This is a genomic window from Vibrio sp. bablab_jr001 (genome assembly GCF_016464285.1).
Lineage (GTDB): Bacteria > Pseudomonadota > Gammaproteobacteria > Enterobacterales > Vibrionaceae > Vibrio > Vibrio fluvialis.
On the sequence record NZ_JACDWZ010000072.1, the window covers coordinates 257411 to 275476 of the forward strand.

Consider the following 18066-nt stretch of genomic DNA (forward strand, 5'->3'; position numbering starts at 1 on the left):
CGGGAAATTATAGTGATTCAATCAAAAAAACAAGTTTTGCATAGGTTATTTCAGCGTGATTATTGTTAGATATTTGATCCGCGAGACACTAAAAAGCCAATTGGCTATCTTTTTCGTCCTGTTTTTAGTGTTTCTGAGCCAAAAATTTATTCGCGTTTTGGCCGATGCGTCAGATGGTGAAATCCCAGCTCGCTTAATTTTATCTATCGTTGGTTTGAACATGCCATCGATGGGGTTATTAATGCTGCCTTTGAGTCTCTATATCGGGATTCTGCTCACCTTCGGGCGTTTGTATGCTGAAAGTGAAATCACGGTGATGAACGCGACCGGTATCGGCAACAAGTTCCTGATCCGCGCCGCACTGTATCTCGGCATCATCACTTCTTGTCTGGCGGGCTTTAACGCGCTGTGGCTATCGCCATGGAGTCAGGACAAAGTCGATTCGGTGATGGAACAACTGGCAGCGGAAAACAGTGTTGATTTGCTGCAAAAAGGGCAGTTCCAGCGTTCGCCGGATGGTTCGTCGGTGGTGTTCATCGATAACATTGAGAACAAAAAACTGAGCAATGTGTTCGTTGCCCAGTTGGCACCGCGTGAGTCGATTCTGCCAAGCGTGATGTTCTCCGATTCAGGTGATGTCAAAGAGCTCAGCGACGGCCGCCAGGTCATCACGATGTATAACGGTACCCGCTATGAAGGTGTGCCGACGCGTGTCGATTACATGGTGACTCGATTTGATGAGTACGAAGGTCTGATTGGTCAGCGTGAAGTGAAGGAAAAAGGCCGCGGTTGGGATGCGATTCCGACGCTCGAACTGCTGCAAAATCCGGATCGCCGCGCTCAGGCGGAACTGCAATGGCGAATTTCGTTGGTGGTGTGTATTCCACTGCTGACCATGCTGGTGGTGCCGCTGTCGGCGGTGAACCCGCGTCAGGGACGTTTTGCCAAAATGGGGCCAGCGATTCTGATTTATCTGACTTACTTTCTGGCCATCAGTGCGACCAAATCAGCACTGGAAGACGGTTCAATTCCTGCCATGGTCGGCTTATGGCCAATCAACGCCGCGTTGCTGCTGGCGGCAATTGTTGCCAATACACTCGACAGTGTGCCGGTCAGAAAATTCAAAGACAAATTAAGACAGAAGAGAAAGGTAGCGTAAGTCGTGTTTAAGATTCTTGACTGGTACATTGGCCGGACCATCATCGCAACCACTATCTTAGTGTTGACGACCTTTATCGGTTTGTCGGGCATCATCAAATATGTCGAACAGCTGCGCAAAGTCGGTAACGGTACTTATGACCTGATGCAGGCGCTATTGTTTGTGGTGCTGAGTATTCCGCGCGACATCGAGATGTTTTTCCCGATGGCGGCTCTGTTGGGCGCGCTGATTGGTCTTGGTGCGCTGGCGGCGAGCTCTGAACTAGTTGTCATGCAGGCCGCAGGCTTTTCCAAATTGGATATCGGCCTGTCGGTACTGAAAACTGCAGTGCCGCTGATGATCATCATTACTCTGCTTGGCGAATGGGGCGCACCACAAGCACAGAAAGCGGCGCGTGATTTACGTGCGTTTGCCACATCCGGTGGTCAGATTCTGTCAGTTAGAACGGGGGTGTGGGCCCGGGATGCCAACGATTTTATCTTCATTGGTAAGATTGATGACAACCATCTGTACGGTCTCAACATGTGGCGTTTCGACGAACAGAAACAACTGCGCACGGTTATTTTTGCCAAGCAGGTGGATTACCTCGGTGAGAATGAGTGGATGATGAAAAATGTGGAAATGACTGACATGAATAACGATGTCGTGATTACTAAACAGTCACTGCCACAGTACAGCTGGGAAACCTCTCTGGCACCGGACAAACTCGCCGTCGTTACAGTGAAGCCTGAAGAGCTGGCGCTGAGCGGTTTGTATGATTACGTGCATTATCTGAAAGCGTCAGAGCAGGATGCTTCGCGTTATGAACTGGCGTTCTGGCGTAAGATCACTCAGCCGTTTTCGATTGCGGTGATGATGCTGATGGCGCTGTCGTTTATCTTTGGTCCGCTGCGTAGCGTCACCATGGGGGCGAGAATTCTGTCTGGCGTGATTGCGGGCTTTACGTTCTACATTTCCAGCGAGTTCTTTGGGCCGCTCAGTCTGGTGTATGGCATCCCGCCTGTGTTCGGCGCGGTGGCTCCCAGCCTGGTATTTCTGACCATCGCGCTGTTGCTGCTAAGACGAAAACTGTAAACGAAAAAAGGAAGGCGATGCCTTCCTTTTTTATTTGCGGGCTTTGTTAAAATTAGCGCACTTTTGGCAGCACGAGAACTTGGGTCTTGGCCCACATATCCTGAAAGGCACGTTTTTTCGGGTCAAGCGGAACCGTCAGATTGCCCAGACCAAAAACGGATGTTGCCAAGCGAATCAGAGCCTGAGTAGCTGAGATGCGATCGCCATTCTGATTGCACACCACAATTTTCCAGGCGCGCATGCCCAGTGTTTGCCCGCCACGTGTCCAGAAATAGACAAAGAAGTAGATCCAAGTCGCAGCCAGATACAAGGTGTACACCGGGCTCCAGATTGGGTGGCGAGTCAGAAGTTCCCCTGCGTCCTGATAAGGCGCGTAACTGAACAGTCCGGCGGCAACCAGAGCTTCTAACACAGCGACGACAACGCCACCGGCAATCATCAGAATAGCCATCACGACCAGGGAATCATAAAACAGGGCGCCCAGGCGGCGAAACAGTCCTGCAGGAGGCAAAGTTGATGTGTGCATAACGACCTTTGTGTCTGACAACAAATGGCGGCAAGCATATCGGCTGAGGGCGGTACTGAAAAGAGAGCTGCCGCACAGGTTAACGAATCGGCACAATATTTCAGACTCTATCTTGGCGCTGCGGCGAGATATGCAGGGAAAAGCTGGCCCGTCAACCTTGTCACGCGGAAGGGGCGGGGTAGAATGAGCAACAGGATTTTCAGCCACGCATTCGTATTGCATTACAAGGATTCTCATGTCGGTATTTAACTGGTACCACGCCTCTATCAAACAAAAAATCGGTGGCCTGTTTGTGCTGTTGCTGTCGTTTTTGTTTTTTGTCATCGTCTATTCAGGCTACAAAATTAAACTGATTGAAAAGGAGATGCGGGAAGTCGCGTATCTGGATATTCCGCTCAGCCAAATCATGCGTCAGGTTGAGTTCATCGAACTGGAGCAGCACCTTCAGTTTGAACAGTATCAGTTGAAAGGCGAAAAACCGTATCAGGAACTCAAGCAACATCAACAATTGGTTTTTCAACAACAGCAACTCAAGAGCCTGTTGGATCGTGCGGTCGGGCTGATTACCGAAAGCCTGAGCGCGAAACAATTGATGCTGGCTCAAAGTGAACACGAACAAGTGCTAAGCCGCATAGAAAGTTATGCGCAGAAAAGTGCGGCCTTTGAATCCCACCTTGAACAACTGTTTGAAAGCCAGACACTAAACGATGAACAGCGCAGTGCGATGGAACAAATGGCAGCGGAGCTGGAAAGTGCAGAAAACGATATCATTCAGCAGCTCAACACCATCACGACCAATGATGTGTATTACACCGAGAAACATGAGAAAGAGTTTCTGTTTGTCAGTTCGCTGCTCGGTATCAGCGCCGTTGTGCTTGGCTTTTTGCTGACGGTTTACATTGTGCAAATCATCTTGCAGCGTATTAAACGCATTCAGGGTGACATCAAAACTCTCAATGCGTCCCTTGACCAAGGGGATTCGTCGTCTCAGGAAGCGGTGAGCAAAATTACCACCAAGGATGAGCTGGCCGAACTGGAACACGACATCAAAGCCGTCATGTCGCGCTTGGCGAAAGAAATCACCTGTCGGGAACAGGTCGAAAAGCAATTGCTGACTCTGGCGACCCAAGACAAACTGACCGGTGCATACAACCGCCACAAGTGGGAAGAACAAATCAATATGCAGCTCAATCTCGCTCAGCGCGGTAGTTATCCGTTCGGTTTGATTCTGCTGGATGTCGACTATTTTAAACGGGTAAACGATCAGTTTGGCCATCAGGTTGGTGACCAATTATTGAAACGCATGGTATCAGAGTTGCAACAACGGATACGTTCGACGGATATGTTGTTTCGACTGGGGGGCGAGGAGTTTGCTATTTTGCTGCCGATGCAGGATATCGAAAGCGCCTGTAAACTTGCGGAAAGCCTGCGCTCGCAAATGGAATTGCTGCAAGTGGACAACTTACCCGCATTTACGATCAGTGTTGGCGTGACCAGCTATCACGACATGGACAGTGAAGCCTCTATTTTCCGCCGCGCAGATATGGCTTTGTACCGCGCCAAAGCGCAGGGCAGGAACCAGGTTGTGCAACAACTGACCGAGGAATAACCGCGGGTTGCTGCGGAGTTAGTTTCGAAAATATCTCGCTTGGCGAAATATTCAGCAAACAATTTACTTTTCAATATATTGTTATTGCGCCAACCGGTTTCTTCCGTATAATGGCCAACCATCAAAGGGTCATCCCCCAAGATGCCGGTGTGGTGAAATTGGTAGACACGACGGATTCAAAATCCGTTTCCTTCGGGAGTGGCGGTTCAAGTCCGCCCATCGGTACCATAATTCATATGACAAAGCCTCGACGAAAGTCGGGGCTTTGTTGTTTCTAGGCTAATCAAAAGCTTACCTCAGTTTTCCTGTTCTGCTATCGCCTCTTTTCTTCCCAAAATAGGCCCATTTTATCCGCCTTGAAATCTTTCCCATGGTCCATACATGGTTCATCGCATGACGATTCTGTGCGCAAGGGAATCCTAGTAAATCCAACAAACTCCGGTGACTGCTAACTCGCAAGCCATTATTCCCAAGGGGTGTGGACTGGAAGAACCATGGTCGTACCATGGTGACTTTACGGTGCTATGCGCTTCTGGTTTGGCTGCTATGTGGTTATTGATCGTTTTGATGGATTGTCGAAAACCGTTTTGTTATGTGAGGTTTTGCGGTGTGTGTGGTAAGTACGTTGGGGTATATGGTCATCGTTAAGCACACGCTAATGCACATGTTTCGACCCTAAAGTTGATATCAATATGCAACTGTGCAATCTTGTTTATAGAGGTAAACAATTGGAGCTTGCCTAACTATGAAGATGATTTTCGTTGATGCTGAAAATGTAGGGTTGAAAGAACTAGAGAAAATTGGTGCTTCCATCATCGACAAAGTGTTTGTTTTCTCTAAATCGGAAGCCGTTAAACTTGTTTGTGATAAGTCATTGTATTTATTCCTTTCCGATTATCCTACCGGACAGAATCAAGCCGATTTCTATATTGTTGCCTACTTATCCAGAGTGCTACTCGCCTTAGATAAAAAGCAGCTAGGTTCGGTTAATTTTGAGCTCTATAGTAACGATGAAAGTTTGATTTCAGCATTCGAATTTCAATGCGGTCAGTTAGGTGCAGCTTATCGCAGTGTCAGAACTAGAGATAACACCGTTGTCCCAATCGTTGAAACATTACCCGCTAAACACAAATCCCCCGAAGAGAAGCTTCTTCATGCTTTGAATACTCCTCGTGCTTTAGATCCTAGCTTTCAAAAACAACTAGGGCTGTCTAAGTCAGACTTTTCCAGAGCCATTCAAGGGCTCTCACAGAGCAAACAAATTAAGCGTAGTCCTCAGTCCAAGAAAAAATGGGTTAGGTGTTAAGGATCTGGCTCAACGGCACAACTAGGGGGTGATTAGCGACTGCCCTCACCATCGTTACTACTAACCATCAGTGCGTGAATATCGCTGCTCTAAGCTCGCTGAGTGATGATCTCGGTACTCTCTGGTGAGCTGCGTGTGAGATTTGTCTACCGAGTGGCGTACCGTAGAAAAATATGTGGTTTGAACGAGTGTCTATGTGGGTTATGGACTCTAAACGTGTTGCTGGTGTCGGTAGTTGTAGGATTACGTGGATGTGGCTTGATAGATGAGGGCTAGGTCTTGGATGGGATTTTTATATTAAATATATAATAACCAGTACAACAGCTTGCCGTAGGCCGCTGTTGTACTGGTTATTATTAATACAATGTTAGTGGTTCTGGTTGAGAAATCTGTAGGTAATACAGTGGTAGTTTCCCTTTTAAGCTATGACATTTTTCACTCATCCGTCCAAAATCACTGAATATCACTAAGAATCACTGAACAATCACCGTCCCATCATCGTCGCTACGAAACCGACTCTCATACAATGTCATCGTTCATTCAACAAAGGAGATAGCGCGATGAGCAACGGTAATAAACAGAACGATCATAAAGCAAACCAAGCCAACGGTAACAAAGGAACTTCTGGTCACAATACGGCGTACCAGAAAGTTCTTGATAACAGAGCTAATCAATTGAACCCAAATAACTCACGTTACCAAGGAAAGAAATAGGAGATTCAATATGATTGATACTTCGGACATGTCACAAGACGAACTAGATCTATGGTCAGATATCAATAACCCGAATAATGATGCAGATATGGATGATTGGGCGGATGCTCACAACCCTAATAATGATGATTATTTAGGTGATGACTAAGATGAAAGCCGATGATTAAATATCATCGGCTTTCTTTTAAATAACAGTTGGTTGGCATGACGATGAGTGACGATAAAAAATACAAATATACAAGGCAGTTGTTGAAAATTGCTAAACAAGAAGGCAATTACACGAATAAAGAGATTGAGAAGAAGGCTGGTTTGAGTGGGTCTTCCGGCTCTTTAGCGTCTCGGTGGTTAAATGGTTTAGCCCCCGCTACTGAGAGGCAAATGCGTTATTTTATCAATAACTATGGTCATCTGCTTAAGCGACAAATGGAGCATCTGTACTATCAGTTCATGCCAGATGGCGAAGACTTGGTAATTCATTACGTTAAAATTTCCGGTAATGTCATTTTTAAACACCAGATCCGCTTAGATCCCTCCCGTGAGTATAAAAAACAATTGAGCGTATTTAGGGTCGTTGTGATAGAGAGCAACGGAGGTTATAAACTTCTACTGCAATATCGAGCAGGACTTATCCAATGGAAACAAGTGCAAGATGGAGAGAAGATAGTTTATCAACCCCATATTCGTGACTTTAAAGCTCTAAGCCACGCAGATAACGAAGAGGCTAATTGGTATATATGGAGAGTTATAGATTGCGATAATGTGGATAAATTAATAGAAGAATTTGAAGTGTCTTTAGAGAGAATACTAAGGCAAGATAATATTATTGATTGGGCAAAGAATATGGGTAAAGCGGACAGTAAAGCGACGTCGCATTATTTCAGTATTAAACACGTTGCTCCGATGCAGTTTTCTTTCTATCAAAAGTTAATGAAACTTGGCTTGCAGAGTGAGTTATTGCCGTTTTAATATTAACCCGAAAACCCAATAGCCTATGAGGGGCTCAATCCTCAAAGCAGAACTGGATGCCAGTTCAACAACAAATACCTTTCATCATGAGCACCACCTTAGCTTTAAACTTAGCTTTAAAGTTGAGGTCGTGTATAGGTATTCGGATAACCTTGTAATCTGTCAGTGACTAGGTGAAAACGCTGAGGCAAGTAGCTGAAACGGTTCAAGGTTTATTAGGGATAGGGGTGGGTAAAGCCGAACCATATAACTTCGTGTTGTATCGTTCGGCTTTTATTTTCACTTCATGCAATTCTTTATTTTGCCTATTAAAAACTCGCCAAATTCTTTAGTTATCTGTACTTTATCGTTACCGAAGTTAAGCGTACCTAGAGTGAAATTTCCTGACTTTGTCACTGGAATAGTGGGATAAAGTTGTCGGAATTCTTCTAATGCCGCGTTACGTTTAATGTCATATTCCCACCATGAACCACCGAAGTCACAGCTATGGTTTTGTCCTTCCATATACCAAGGCCAGCGTTCCTTCCAAGACTCCTGTTTTATCTCTTGATCTGTTACATGGAAAAGACTACCCGTGACTTTGAAGTAACTAAGCAATGAGCCACATCCTACGCCAGTTGTAATGACGATATCGCCTTTGGTTACGCCTTTAGGCTTTTTCTTGGAAAAGTGTAAATTTTGGTGGAGATCTGAGTAATCTCGTCGTTCTTCGAGAAGTACAGGATCATCCTGAGTCCCAATTGGTTTTAGGAAGTAGAGTGGCTCTTTATCTGAGTCGCTCTCAGAGGAGTAGACTCGTGGTAGGATATCGATGTCAGCACTTGGCTGCTTTGTTTCCCATGCCTTTTGTGAGCTGTACTGCTCAGCGAACATCACGGCTTTTCTGAGTTGAGTTAACGTAAGCTCTCTAAATTCTATAGCTTCGTAAATTTCATCAATAAGATTGTCCAGATGGTCACTGTGTGGGGTTAGTACCCCCCATTCGTGATTGTGGTGCAATCCGTTTTTAGTGAAGTTTGCCGATGTGATGATAGCTTGATGCTCATGGTTTTTGGTTAGGGCATAGATTTTTCCATGAAGGCTATTATCGATGTGAACTTTTGCCTTTACCTTTGGGTATTTGGCATTGAAGTATTCGAGGAAGTCTAATAGTTGTTTTGGCTTTGTTAACTGCTCAGGATCATTGGCTTTGAATGTCGTTACCAGTTCAATGTTCTTGATCGCATTGAAATGAAAGCCATCTAAAAAACTTGTCATATCAGAAGCTAAGAACGGTGATGTAATGAGAAGTCTATCGCCACCTTGATCAACTAACCTTTGCAGATCTTGGTGATGGGAGCCAGTGATATTCGATAATATATACATATTTTTCTAGCCTTGAATGGCGTGTCGATATCTCATCATATTTGGCTGTGCTTGGTAGTGCATCAATATCGTCCTATGACTATTCAGTTTTGTTAACTAGAGTGGTTTTGTACCTAAAGCCACTATTAATCAAGGGTGTACCCGTAACTAAAGACCTCTGAAATTTATATTACTGAAGTGTGGGCATATAAATTAACGGAGGTCTAAATGAGCAAATCACAACGACTCACCACCACATTCTTAAACAACCTTAAACCCAATGCCAAAACTGCTAAATCCACTGATTACGAAGTAAATTTGTCAGCTATGAAAGATAGTGGACTGCCTATTGGTGTTCGCTGTTTAGTGGGCAAGTCTGGCGGGAAACGCTTCTTACTGAGGTATATCAGTCCTCAGATCCCCGGAAGGAAATCAGCGATTAGCCTTGGACGTCACCCTGAGACCGACTTAGTAACCTTGAGAAAGATTGCTAAAGAGTATCGTCAGAAGATCCTTGAAGGGATTGATCCCAAGCTTGAGCGTGACAATCAGACTGCTGAAAAGACAATGACTCTAGAACGGTTCTTTGATGAAGTTTACCTGCCACTGGCTAAACAGAAACGCAGTTGGAAGGACGACGCAGCGCGATTTCGTTTAGCAAAATCGATACATCATATTTCGATTCACGACCTAACCGCCGCCGATATCATCAAAGTACAAATGGAGATGCAAAATACCGTTACGATTAAAGGGACTCCGTATGCTCCTGCTTCGATAAATCGCGTTTTGGCTCTATTGAAAACTATTAACCGTCAGGCATACAAGTTGATGGATACACCGCTTATCGCGGACAAGGTGAGCTTGTTGAAGGAAGATAACGTTCGCACTGGCTACTTATCGGAAGCACAGCTAAAGGAGTTCATAGGTCACGCTTTGAACCATGAAGACAAAAGTATTGGCGCGTATCTAGCCTTGCTGTTTTTGACTGGCGCGAGGGATAAGGAACTGCGTTTACGCTTGAAATCCGATGTGAGTTGGGAAGATAAATCGCTCACTATCCCGCATACGAAAAACGGTAGTAGCCACGTTATTTACTTGAGTGATTACATGCTTGAGATTTTGAGGTCAGTGCCTCATGTGGCGAATAATCCGTATCTCTTTCCTGGACGCAAAAAGGGTAAACCAGTAGGGCAACCTAGGCATGCTTTCAAGGCTATTAAAGCCAAGATGGGACTACCCGACATACCCGGAGATAAAGCGAATCTAACCCTGCATTCAGCTCGTCATACGGTTGGAAGTCTTCTAGCTAGCCAAGGAGTCTCGTTGCACGATATAGCCAAGCAACTCAATCACGCAGACCTTTCATCAACAAGACGCTATTCGAAGCTGACTGTTGGACGTCGGCGCGAAATTGGTTCACGATTGTCGGATATGGTGACTGCGAAGCCAGAGTTACGTTGGGAATGAAGAAGTTAGGTTTAACCAGTTAATTTAGAAATGACATTAGAAAGCCCCTGTTTAGCTCATCGCTAAACAGGGGCTTTTTCATTCTTAAACGGAGATTAGAAATGAAAACAGTAAACAAGTTTGAAGACATCCAATCACTACCAATGCCTGATGGTGTGAAAGCAAAACTGCTCGAACACCTGATAGAACCATTCGGTGATGAAGAAAGCACGAAAGCGTTCTGGGATGAGGTCGGTACTACCTTGTACTTGATTGAGGAAGCCGATACCGACGAAACGTTGGGTGAGCAATCCGAAGAAGACCAGCATTTTCTACGATTTGTATCTGAATACCCTGAATGGGTGCTAATTCTTAACTCTCCTGACTGTCCTTGGCTATTAGCGGTTGCCATAGTGACCATGGAAGGCGGTGGCGTGTACTGCTGCGCTCCTATGAACAGTCCAACGTTCCCTGTCGCCAAGTTAGCTGATCAAGCTGAATCTTAAAACCAAATTAAACCTGAACAATCCCATCTTAAAGGAGGTGTCCTATGGCACGTAAATCAAACCAACAACAAGAAACGGCTCGACCTGAAATCCCAGAGAGCAATGAACAAGTAACAGTCGTGGAAGAGTTACCAGTTGACCATTTCACTAATATAGTACGCGAGGGTAAAGCGAAGAAGTTATCACCCAAAACCGAGAATCATGTGTTCTATGAAATCGCCCTACATGACGAGGAAACCGAGCTCTATATCCGCATGTCGGGCAATGAAGGTGGCGGTCTACACAGCAAGGAATGGATCCCCCTTAAAGATATCACCGCAGTTCTGGATGTGCAGGGTGATAAGCCGTTTAAGAGCTCTGTGATGCGGTGTGTGTTTTCCGGACAGTCAGCGAACAACGCGGGTTTTATGGCTGCTTGTTGCAGGGGACTTGGTCTTATCATCCAGTCCGAGAAATCGGTGTTTCTCCACGTTTTAGCACCAGACTACGAACAGCGTCGAGACGAACTCCTGTCTCTCGTGGACACAGAAACCAAAGCTGAATAACCTCGAAACTCACATCAATCCTTGCCCACTAAGCCAATTCTGGCTTTTCATACCGAGCACCTAACAAGAGTGCATCCTTAGTAAACTAAACGAGATTTTATTATGAGCTTAGTCTTTAACACTGAGAAATTTTTGCTGCCTGTCAGTATAGATCTTCAAGATGCTTTAAACCGAGTGATCAGCGAATCAGGCAAATGGACACCCATGATCCAATCGGTCGTGTTTAACTTCCGAGATTCATCTTACAGTTCGGAAAATGGTGGTTTTCATCCTGTTGAAATCAGACTTGTCCGCTGCGACGACCAGTGGATCTTTGATTACATTACGGACTTTGCGTATTGCGGTGGTCCTTATCCCGAACTGGTTAAAGAGGTGGACTTTAACTTCTCATCTGGAACAGCCTGTTTTTCCTATGTTCCGGAATTACCGATAACGAGTAATGACGTTGCTGAGTTTTATTCGATGTGGGAATCCAACTTTCTCAGCTACGTCGAAATGGGCGTGTTCGATGAGATAAAAGTCACCGTGGATTAGTCCATTCGTCCGGAACCAAGTTGAAAGCACCGTATATGAACCATAAAATTGGTTACTCACTTCCTAGTGGCTCAGAGGCTTCCTATTGTCCCATGCTTGTCATGGTGTAATGGGAAGCCTTTTTCATTGGGGCAAGTTTTAGCAACGTTTACCCAATCCGTTGCCTTCGGGATTCAGAGGGGATGGCGTTGCTGGATTGCGATGGACGGTGGAAACACCAAGGAAGGGAGCGTTAATTTTAACGAGTTTGGTTAGTTTGTTCTGGTGTTTTGTTATTAAAAACCCCCATTGCTATGTCGAAGCAATGGGGGGAGTAAAGGTAGGGAAGCCTATAGAAAATACCGAGAGAATGATTTGTCTGATGCTATCTCTGCGTCTGTGGGTAAAGGCTTCCCTTAATATCAGCGGCCAAGAGCGCTTAATTTCATGTTTTCCGTTTCGTACGAAAACTTGGTCATTTTCAACGTTGTTATAGGGGTAAGAGGTAAACAACCATGTCTGCACATACCCCAAAAACCCGTTGAGTTAAAAAGGAACTTGTCACTGGAATCTATAGTGACAAGTTCAATTCATGGCTCGGTTATCCGGTAATCAAGCAAAGTAGATAGCCAATGGCAGCAAAGCTTAACAGGTTGGCTATATCGACAAGGAAAAGATACGGGCTTGAGCTAGCGAGTTGGAGCAGAGTTCGTGCATCAGACATCATGGTTTTACCCCCTATTTAAATTCAGCTTCCTTCGGAACTATTTTAGTGTTTTCTAATTAACACTAAAAAACAGCATCATTTTGAGTTTTACCTTGCTCGGTATCGGTTTGTGATTCTGCTAAATCAGTCACTTTCCATACCCAACATAGGTGACTTAAAAATCAGCGCATAGTGGTAAGTTCTTGGTGAGGAGGGGCTGTAGTGGCCCAGTGAAACAACATTATGTCGCGGTAACTGGACAGCACAGCGTTCCACCATCAAGAAGGTACCGTTCACCGTCAATCAGTGCGCTAGCTTTCTACTTGGTTGAGTCCAGGTAAGTTTGTAACTCTTGCTTCAACAAGTAACGAATCCAGTCAGGTGAGAGCACTTCGGCATGAGGAAGCCACGCTTTGAGTTGACGTAGTAACCGAGGAATGTTCTTGGTCTGGTGGCTGATAAGCAGGCTACCTGAATCCAGTTCTTTCAATACTTGGAAGTCGTCAGTATTACTTTCATTCAAGAATGCGTCGGTCATTTTACTGCTCATCTGCATAAGAACCTCAACGGCATTGAGCAACTCCCCCTCATATTCTCGACCAGCGAGCTTCTGTTCAATGCTAGGGTCGGGAGAGTATTTATCTTCGTAGCGGATTAAATCCCGAATTTTCATGATTCTGAGTGACTCTAGGCGGTTTCTCTGAGTCCCAGCTACGTACCACAATCCATATTCATTCACCAAGCGGTAGGGGTGAAACTCATCGTAAGTTTTGCCTTCGCAGGTAAAGCTAATAACATTTCGCCTCTGGACCGATTCGATAAGTTTCTCAAACACATTGGAGTAATTACTGATGTCCTCGATGTGCGGGTTCTTGAATAGAAAAGGCGGTGTTGATTTGTTGTTAAGCACTCCGTTACTCAGATAGTGCTTACCCGAAAACAGTGTATCGAGTCCCATGTTGGCGAGTAACGTAGATATTTCGTGGTTGGTCTGCCTACCCAGAACCTTTGGGTCAAGAAAATAACAGGCCCCTTCGCGTTGAATAGGGAGGTAATTTAAGCGCTCATTGAAATCCCGTTGTAGAGTTCGTTCACTCACACCGAACTCTCGACTCAATTCTTCCAGATACAACCGTTCTCCCGTATTCAAACGGGTCAGGATAATACCAAGTCTTTTCGCTAGGGTGTCATGCTCTTTCATGCTACGCATTGTAGATAGACCACTCGTCAGGGTGTGTCGGGCTTTCAGAAACTCTGATTATTTCTAGCGAAACTTCATAAGGTTACTGATATTGCTATCGCTTTTATTGGTCGCCACAACGTATGTCTGACAAGGCATATATAACCTGAGTGAAATTGATTCACTCATCTCGACACAACCTGTCGATCACCCTCTTTAAACTATTAACCATTCGCGCTCTCGGTGCCTTCACTAATGGCGTCATGATGTATTCAAGGAAACAACACAATGAAAAAATCAATCATCCTGCTAGGTCTAACTTGTCTATTCGCTACAACTTCATCATTCGCTGGCGGTACGTTCGGCGGTAATCCGGGTGATATTTCACAAATGAAAGAACTGCTTGAATCGAAGTGGAACGGTAAGCCGGGCACTCAGAATACAGCGGCTTATGGTGTCATTGTGCAGTGGCAAGCTGATGTATGCGGAACTCTGAACGGTAAAGAAACGGATGCAACAAAGTGCACTGCTAAGTAGTATGTCATTAATCGACTAATTTAAAGAGTTTGTTGCACTGACCTACTCTATAGCTTGAATGTAGAAAGTGGGGACTCTCGGCATTTGAGCAGGCTCAAGTAGAGTTGGTGTGACATCACTAGGGCGGCAGCGTTATTCACGTTGTCGCCCTTTTTCGTTTAAGTAAGGAAATATGATGCGAAATGAAGCAGTTCATATACGTTATCCCAATCAAGACCAAGATAGAAAAATCGAAGTTGAACTCAGTTTGAGCGGTGCTAAGAAGGGATGTGCCATTGGCGCTATTGTTGCTTCTCGAATACCACATCCTGCCTCAATACCCATTGGCGTTCTTGTCGGTGGTATCCTAGGTGGGGTTTTGGGAAAAGCTGACTAAGCCTTGAAAAGAGGGGGAACTCTCTTTTCATTAGGTTTGAATTATAATTGTTGACTTTATATAAGTTGCAGCTAAGGATTTAGTCAATTAGATTGACTAAACTATAACTAGAATATGGGGCCATGTGGGTAAATGTTTGAAAAATTAAATTTAAGAAAATTGATTTTAATCTTAGGTGTATTCAGCGTAGTTATTACCCTTTTTAATGCATTTTACTCCATCTATAAAGTTCAACGGGATTTGATTGTCAACAACACAATGGAGTCGAATCGCGTATACGCAGAGAAAATGGCAGAAATGACGGACGCTTTTATCGAATCCGCCTTTTCGCAACTAAAATTTAGTGCGCATGTTCTCAGTTCTAAAATGAATAACTCACAGGTGCTCGAACTTGAAGCAGAGCGTCTCCGTACTCAAACTGATTCATTTAACTCAGTAGTTATCGTTAATACAGAAGGGATCATTGTTGCCGTTTCACCTGAAACTGTACAGGTTAAAGGTGTTAAATTGACTAGTGAAAGGTCCCTTCAGTCTTTAAGGGCTCAAGCGCCAATCATCACTGATCCCTTTGTGTCACCAGCAGGCAACTATTTAACCAGCATTTCCTATCCAATTTTTTCTTCTTCAGGGGAGTATTTAGGGTATGTTGGTGGAACAATTTACTTGGAAAAGAAAAATATCCTAACCACATTATTGGGGCAGCATGGTTATAAAGATGGGTCATATCTTTACGTTGTTGATAGAAATCATACACTCATTTACCATCCTGATAAGCGAAGAATAGGCCAAGTTATCGTTAATAATGAAGTTATTAACGATGTTATCCAAGGAGATTTTGGAGGGAAGGATATTTTTAACTCTCAAGGGGTGGAAATGCTTGCAGGATATGCTCCGGTGAAGAATGCCGGTTGGGGGATTGTTGCTCAAAAGTCAAAGCAATTAACGCTCTCTACTCTTGACGAACAAATGTGGAAAGTATTTCTAGAGTCACTGCCAATTGGCATACTAACGCTTTTACTAATTTGGGTGTCATCTATCTTCATTTCTAGGCCACTTTGGCAACTGGCCAGCGCTGTTAGAAATTTCGAAAGTCATGTAAAGACAATGGATGACTTGAAAAAGATCAAACCGTGGTATTTTGAAGCCTCGCATTTAAAAATAAGTTTCTTACGAGCTTTTAGTATCGTGTCTAATACGATAGAAAAACTTCATTCTGATAGTTTAACCGATTCAATGACTGGACTTTTGAATAGACGTGGTTTAGATAAAGCAATCGAAAGTTTCCGTCTTGAGAATATTCCATTTTCAGTTCTTGCTCTGGATATTGATTATTTTAAAAAAGTTAATGATACATATGGTCATGACGTAGGTGATGAATTACTTAAGAATGTTTCGCAACTTATGAAAAACCAAGCTAGGGAGCACGATGTTCTCTGTCGAGCCGGAGGAGAAGAATTTATGATTTTCTTACCTAATACGGATTTAAACAGAGCATTTGAAGCAGCTGAGAGAATACGTAAGTCTATTGAAATATATTCATTCCCGACAGTTGGAAATATCACGATTTCAATAGGAATTTCGTCTTGGAAAGGTTTGGCTGAACGAATTGATGATGTGATAAAAAAATCAGATCAAGCTCTTTATAAAGCTAAGAATAATGGTAGAAATAGAACTGAAGTAAATTGATTTAGTTTCTTACTTTTTATTGATGAAGTAATAGCCCGGATAAATACGTACGCGGGCTGTATTTATGAGGTTTACAATGAACGAACTTATTAAAACGTTACTCAATTTGCGTAGTCTTCGTGCTTTTGCTCGCGATTTAACCATGGAGCAGCTAGAGGAAGCATACGGTAAATTCACTACAGTGATTGAAGAACGCCGAGAAGAAGAGGCGAAAATCCTTGAGGAGCAAGCGGAGAAAGAAGCTCAGTTAGCGGCGATAGCTAAACAAATCACGGAACAAGGTCTGGATGTGAACGAGTTAATCTCGGCCCTTTCTTCGAACAAGCCTGCTAAGACACAAGCTAAACGTCAACCTAGGCCTGCGAAATATAAATATACTGATGCTTCAGGTCAGGAAAAAACCTGGACGGGGCAGGGGCGAACGCCTGCTGCGATTCAGGAAGCATTGAATAATGGCCAGTCCCTAGAGGATTTTGCGATTTAGCAGGAATAAATTTAAGTTGATAGAAAAAGCAGAGACATTCCGTCTCTGCTTTTTTGTTGGTCGTAATTTTTGATTGGTGCTTTCTCTTTTTATCATAGGGACTTTTAGCTTAGTGATCATTTAGTTCGTTGGGGAGTTAATAACACGGACTAACATACCCAATACTTATGATAGGATTATCAGTCGTTGTATTGTGAAACTGCGTAAACAATGTCTAGAAAAAAGAAAGAAATTAATGTTCTTAAGAAGCGAATCAAAGCGTGTGAGTTACAGTTAAAAGCGCTTTTAGATGAGAAAGGATTGAAGTATCACGCTAGCGCATTTGAAACAGAGAGCACATTGATCAATGGTCGAGAAACCGTTTTAGCTGGTAGTGGAGTCTGGCATTACGTCAAAGCAGCTATAGAAGACGTTCGATGTAATGCCGCCGAGTTTGTTGATGATGATTTTTGCTCTAGTATCGGTTTGCCGTCGCCTAAACAATCCGCGGGTTATACAGATGTACAAGCGCTGTATTTGTCGATGATTGTTCCGGAGTTATACCCTGATTTTGATGATAGGCTCCTAAAAGATCCTCATCTACCTGAACTTTTGTTTCCAGCCCTAGCGCACCATAAGTTAAAAACTACTAAAAAAATTGTCGAAGATCATATTATTACATTATCTGACGTTGATGAGATTCTGACTAAGGTTAGAGACTCTTTGTCTGCAGTTGATGGCCTTTCGGCTGAGCTTAAAAGCATTCTGTCCGAGGTTTATGCTCTTTTATCTGAAGTAGAAATAATTGTCGAAATGATGTCCTTAAGTCGCCGAAAGTTCTCTGGTGAAAAGACGCTTTCTCCGTTACTAAAGCTTAAAGCTGACGCTGAAAACAAAGCGGCAAAGGTGTCCGAGATTCGAAGATCTGTGACTAAGAAGTCGTCTATACAGAAAGAAGTTATGGAGTTTCAAGGTAAAGTTCGGGAGTTGGTGTCTAAGGTGGTATCGGAAATGGGTAAATATCATCTTCCAATCTCAAAGGAAACCGTGAGACGGCTATGTTTGGACGCGTTTACACCTCAAGATAGAAAGCAGTATGTTGATGAGCGCTATAGACATTTAGCTGCGGGGGGTGGTGACTATAAAAACAGAAATACAACGCTGTTAAAACAGGCTAAGCGGGATGTGAATGCGCTATATGATTTTGTTTATGAGCTAATAGACGAGTTCTTGGTTTCTTATGAGTTGGAAGATGACGGCGAGAAATCGGAAGAGCTCTTTAACGATAAAAGGTTGGAGAATTATTTGCGAAATATCATCGAGAAGGAAGTTTAGTGACCTGAAAATCGCCATTTTGTACTGCCAGATAATACACGGCTAATCCGTAAAATCCTTTGCATGTTTTTGATTT

18 protein-coding genes and 1 tRNA gene are annotated in these 18066 nt (G+C 43.9%); 16 read left to right on the forward strand and 3 right to left on the reverse strand.

The window, feature by feature from the left end:
• The first annotated feature begins 55 nt into the window (after nt 1-55).
• The gene (gene lptF, locus JIG40_RS11865) at nt 56-1159 is read left to right on the forward strand and encodes an LPS export ABC transporter permease LptF (RefSeq protein ID WP_020329556.1); all 1104 of its coding nucleotides are present in this window, start codon (nt 56-58) and stop codon (nt 1157-1159) included.
• Between the two features lie 3 nt (nt 1160-1162).
• Nucleotides 1163-2233, forward strand: a complete 1071-nt coding sequence (gene lptG, locus JIG40_RS11870) for an LPS export ABC transporter permease LptG (protein WP_199465375.1) — start codon at nt 1163-1165, stop codon at nt 2231-2233.
• A gap of 52 nt (nt 2234-2285) precedes the next feature.
• Here lptG and JIG40_RS11875 read toward each other — a convergent pair whose 3' ends face one another.
• Nucleotides 2286-2759 carry an RDD family protein gene (locus JIG40_RS11875; RefSeq protein ID WP_075988115.1) on the reverse strand — a complete coding sequence of 158 codons (474 nt, stop codon included), beginning with the start codon at nt 2757-2759 and terminating at the stop codon, nt 2286-2288.
• A 235-nt stretch (nt 2760-2994) separates the two neighbouring features.
• On the opposite strand from JIG40_RS11875, the gene JIG40_RS11880 reads away from it, so the two are divergent.
• The 5 genes from JIG40_RS11880 (at nt 2995) to JIG40_RS11900 (ending at nt 7353) form a co-directional block, all read left to right on the forward strand.
• Entirely contained in the window at nt 2995-4368 is a 1374-nt protein-coding gene (locus tag JIG40_RS11880) for a GGDEF domain-containing protein (RefSeq protein WP_199465376.1), read from the forward strand.
• 143 nt (nt 4369-4511) lie between these two features.
• Nucleotides 4512-4596: transfer RNA gene (locus JIG40_RS11885), tRNA-Leu, on the forward strand.
• 517 nt (nt 4597-5113) lie between these two features.
• The gene (locus JIG40_RS11890) at nt 5114-5674 is read left to right on the forward strand and encodes a hypothetical protein (RefSeq protein ID WP_038127910.1); all 561 of its coding nucleotides are present in this window, start codon (nt 5114-5116) and stop codon (nt 5672-5674) included.
• Between the two features lie 723 nt (nt 5675-6397).
• Nucleotides 6398-6535, forward strand: coding sequence for a hypothetical protein (locus JIG40_RS11895; protein WP_020329561.1), 138 nt, complete (start codon nt 6398-6400; stop codon nt 6533-6535).
• A gap of 62 nt (nt 6536-6597) precedes the next feature.
• Nucleotides 6598-7353, forward strand: a complete 756-nt coding sequence (locus tag JIG40_RS11900; RefSeq protein ID WP_020329562.1) for a hypothetical protein — start codon at nt 6598-6600, stop codon at nt 7351-7353.
• Between the two features lie 279 nt (nt 7354-7632).
• On the opposite strand, the gene JIG40_RS11905 is transcribed toward JIG40_RS11900, so the two are convergent.
• A complete protein-coding gene (locus JIG40_RS11905) occupies nt 7633-8718 on the reverse strand; it encodes a phospholipase D family protein (RefSeq protein ID WP_020329563.1) in 1086 nt (361 codons plus the stop codon).
• 207 nt (nt 8719-8925) lie between these two features.
• Here JIG40_RS11905 and JIG40_RS11910 point away from each other — a divergent pair, with 207 nt between their 5' ends.
• The 4 genes from JIG40_RS11910 (at nt 8926) to JIG40_RS11925 (ending at nt 11728) form a co-directional block, all read left to right on the forward strand.
• Nucleotides 8926-10164 (forward strand): integrase family protein, encoded by a 1239-nt coding sequence (locus tag JIG40_RS11910; protein ID WP_020329564.1) that lies wholly within the window; start codon nt 8926-8928, stop codon nt 10162-10164.
• A 101-nt stretch (nt 10165-10265) separates the two neighbouring features.
• Nucleotides 10266-10649 carry a hypothetical protein gene (locus JIG40_RS11915; protein ID WP_020329565.1) on the forward strand — a complete coding sequence of 128 codons (384 nt, stop codon included), beginning with the start codon at nt 10266-10268 and terminating at the stop codon, nt 10647-10649.
• Between the two features lie 44 nt (nt 10650-10693).
• On the forward strand, nt 10694-11194 hold the full coding sequence (locus JIG40_RS11920) for a hypothetical protein (protein ID WP_020329566.1): 501 nt from the start codon (nt 10694-10696) through the stop codon (nt 11192-11194).
• Nucleotides 11195-11296: 102 nt separating this feature from the next.
• Nucleotides 11297-11728 carry a DUF2787 domain-containing protein gene (locus JIG40_RS11925; RefSeq protein ID WP_199465377.1) on the forward strand — a complete coding sequence of 144 codons (432 nt, stop codon included), beginning with the start codon at nt 11297-11299 and terminating at the stop codon, nt 11726-11728.
• 1004 nt (nt 11729-12732) lie between these two features.
• Here JIG40_RS11925 and JIG40_RS11930 read toward each other — a convergent pair.
• Nucleotides 12733-13614 (reverse strand): WYL domain-containing protein, encoded by an 882-nt coding sequence (locus JIG40_RS11930; protein WP_020329568.1) that lies wholly within the window; start codon nt 13612-13614, stop codon nt 12733-12735.
• A 267-nt stretch (nt 13615-13881) separates the two neighbouring features.
• On the opposite strand from JIG40_RS11930, the gene JIG40_RS11935 reads away from it, so the two are divergent.
• The 5 genes from JIG40_RS11935 (at nt 13882) to JIG40_RS11955 (ending at nt 17990) form a co-directional block, all read left to right on the forward strand.
• Entirely contained in the window at nt 13882-14130 is a 249-nt protein-coding gene (locus JIG40_RS11935) for a hypothetical protein (RefSeq protein ID WP_020329569.1), read from the forward strand.
• 175 nt (nt 14131-14305) lie between these two features.
• Complete coding sequence (locus tag JIG40_RS11940; protein ID WP_038127913.1) at nt 14306-14506, forward strand: hypothetical protein; 201 nt, start codon at nt 14306-14308, stop codon at nt 14504-14506.
• A gap of 132 nt (nt 14507-14638) precedes the next feature.
• A complete protein-coding gene (locus JIG40_RS11945; RefSeq protein WP_020329570.1) occupies nt 14639-16192 on the forward strand; it encodes a sensor domain-containing diguanylate cyclase in 1554 nt (517 codons plus the stop codon).
• 76 nt (nt 16193-16268) lie between these two features.
• Entirely contained in the window at nt 16269-16676 is a 408-nt protein-coding gene (locus JIG40_RS11950; protein ID WP_020329571.1) for an H-NS family nucleoid-associated regulatory protein, read from the forward strand.
• A 210-nt stretch (nt 16677-16886) separates the two neighbouring features.
• Nucleotides 16887-17990 (forward strand): hypothetical protein, encoded by a 1104-nt coding sequence (locus tag JIG40_RS11955; RefSeq protein ID WP_020329572.1) that lies wholly within the window; start codon nt 16887-16889, stop codon nt 17988-17990.
• Nucleotides 17991-18066: the final 76 nt, after the last annotated feature.

Coding starts and splice junctions, on each gene's coding strand:
- JIG40_RS11875 (WP_075988115.1), bottom strand. CDS start 2,759: ATGCACACATCAACTTTGCCTCCTGCAGGACTGTTTCGCCGCCTGGGC.
- JIG40_RS11880 (WP_199465376.1), top strand. CDS start 2,995: ATGTCGGTATTTAACTGGTACCACGCCTCTATCAAACAAAAAATCGGT.
- JIG40_RS11890 (WP_038127910.1), top strand. CDS start 5,114: ATGAAGATGATTTTCGTTGATGCTGAAAATGTAGGGTTGAAAGAACTA.
- JIG40_RS11895 (WP_020329561.1), top strand. CDS start 6,398: ATGATTGATACTTCGGACATGTCACAAGACGAACTAGATCTATGGTCA.
- JIG40_RS11900 (WP_020329562.1), top strand. CDS start 6,598: ATGAGTGACGATAAAAAATACAAATATACAAGGCAGTTGTTGAAAATT.
- JIG40_RS11905 (WP_020329563.1), bottom strand. CDS start 8,718: ATGTATATATTATCGAATATCACTGGCTCCCATCACCAAGATCTGCAA.
- JIG40_RS11910 (WP_020329564.1), top strand. CDS start 8,926: ATGAGCAAATCACAACGACTCACCACCACATTCTTAAACAACCTTAAA.
- JIG40_RS11915 (WP_020329565.1), top strand. CDS start 10,266: ATGAAAACAGTAAACAAGTTTGAAGACATCCAATCACTACCAATGCCT.
- JIG40_RS11920 (WP_020329566.1), top strand. CDS start 10,694: ATGGCACGTAAATCAAACCAACAACAAGAAACGGCTCGACCTGAAATC.
- JIG40_RS11925 (WP_199465377.1), top strand. CDS start 11,297: ATGAGCTTAGTCTTTAACACTGAGAAATTTTTGCTGCCTGTCAGTATA.
- JIG40_RS11930 (WP_020329568.1), bottom strand. CDS start 13,614: ATGAAAGAGCATGACACCCTAGCGAAAAGACTTGGTATTATCCTGACC.
- JIG40_RS11935 (WP_020329569.1), top strand. CDS start 13,882: ATGAAAAAATCAATCATCCTGCTAGGTCTAACTTGTCTATTCGCTACA.
- JIG40_RS11940 (WP_038127913.1), top strand. CDS start 14,306: ATGCGAAATGAAGCAGTTCATATACGTTATCCCAATCAAGACCAAGAT.
- JIG40_RS11945 (WP_020329570.1), top strand. CDS start 14,639: ATGTTTGAAAAATTAAATTTAAGAAAATTGATTTTAATCTTAGGTGTA.
- JIG40_RS11950 (WP_020329571.1), top strand. CDS start 16,269: ATGAACGAACTTATTAAAACGTTACTCAATTTGCGTAGTCTTCGTGCT.
- JIG40_RS11955 (WP_020329572.1), top strand. CDS start 16,887: ATGTCTAGAAAAAAGAAAGAAATTAATGTTCTTAAGAAGCGAATCAAA.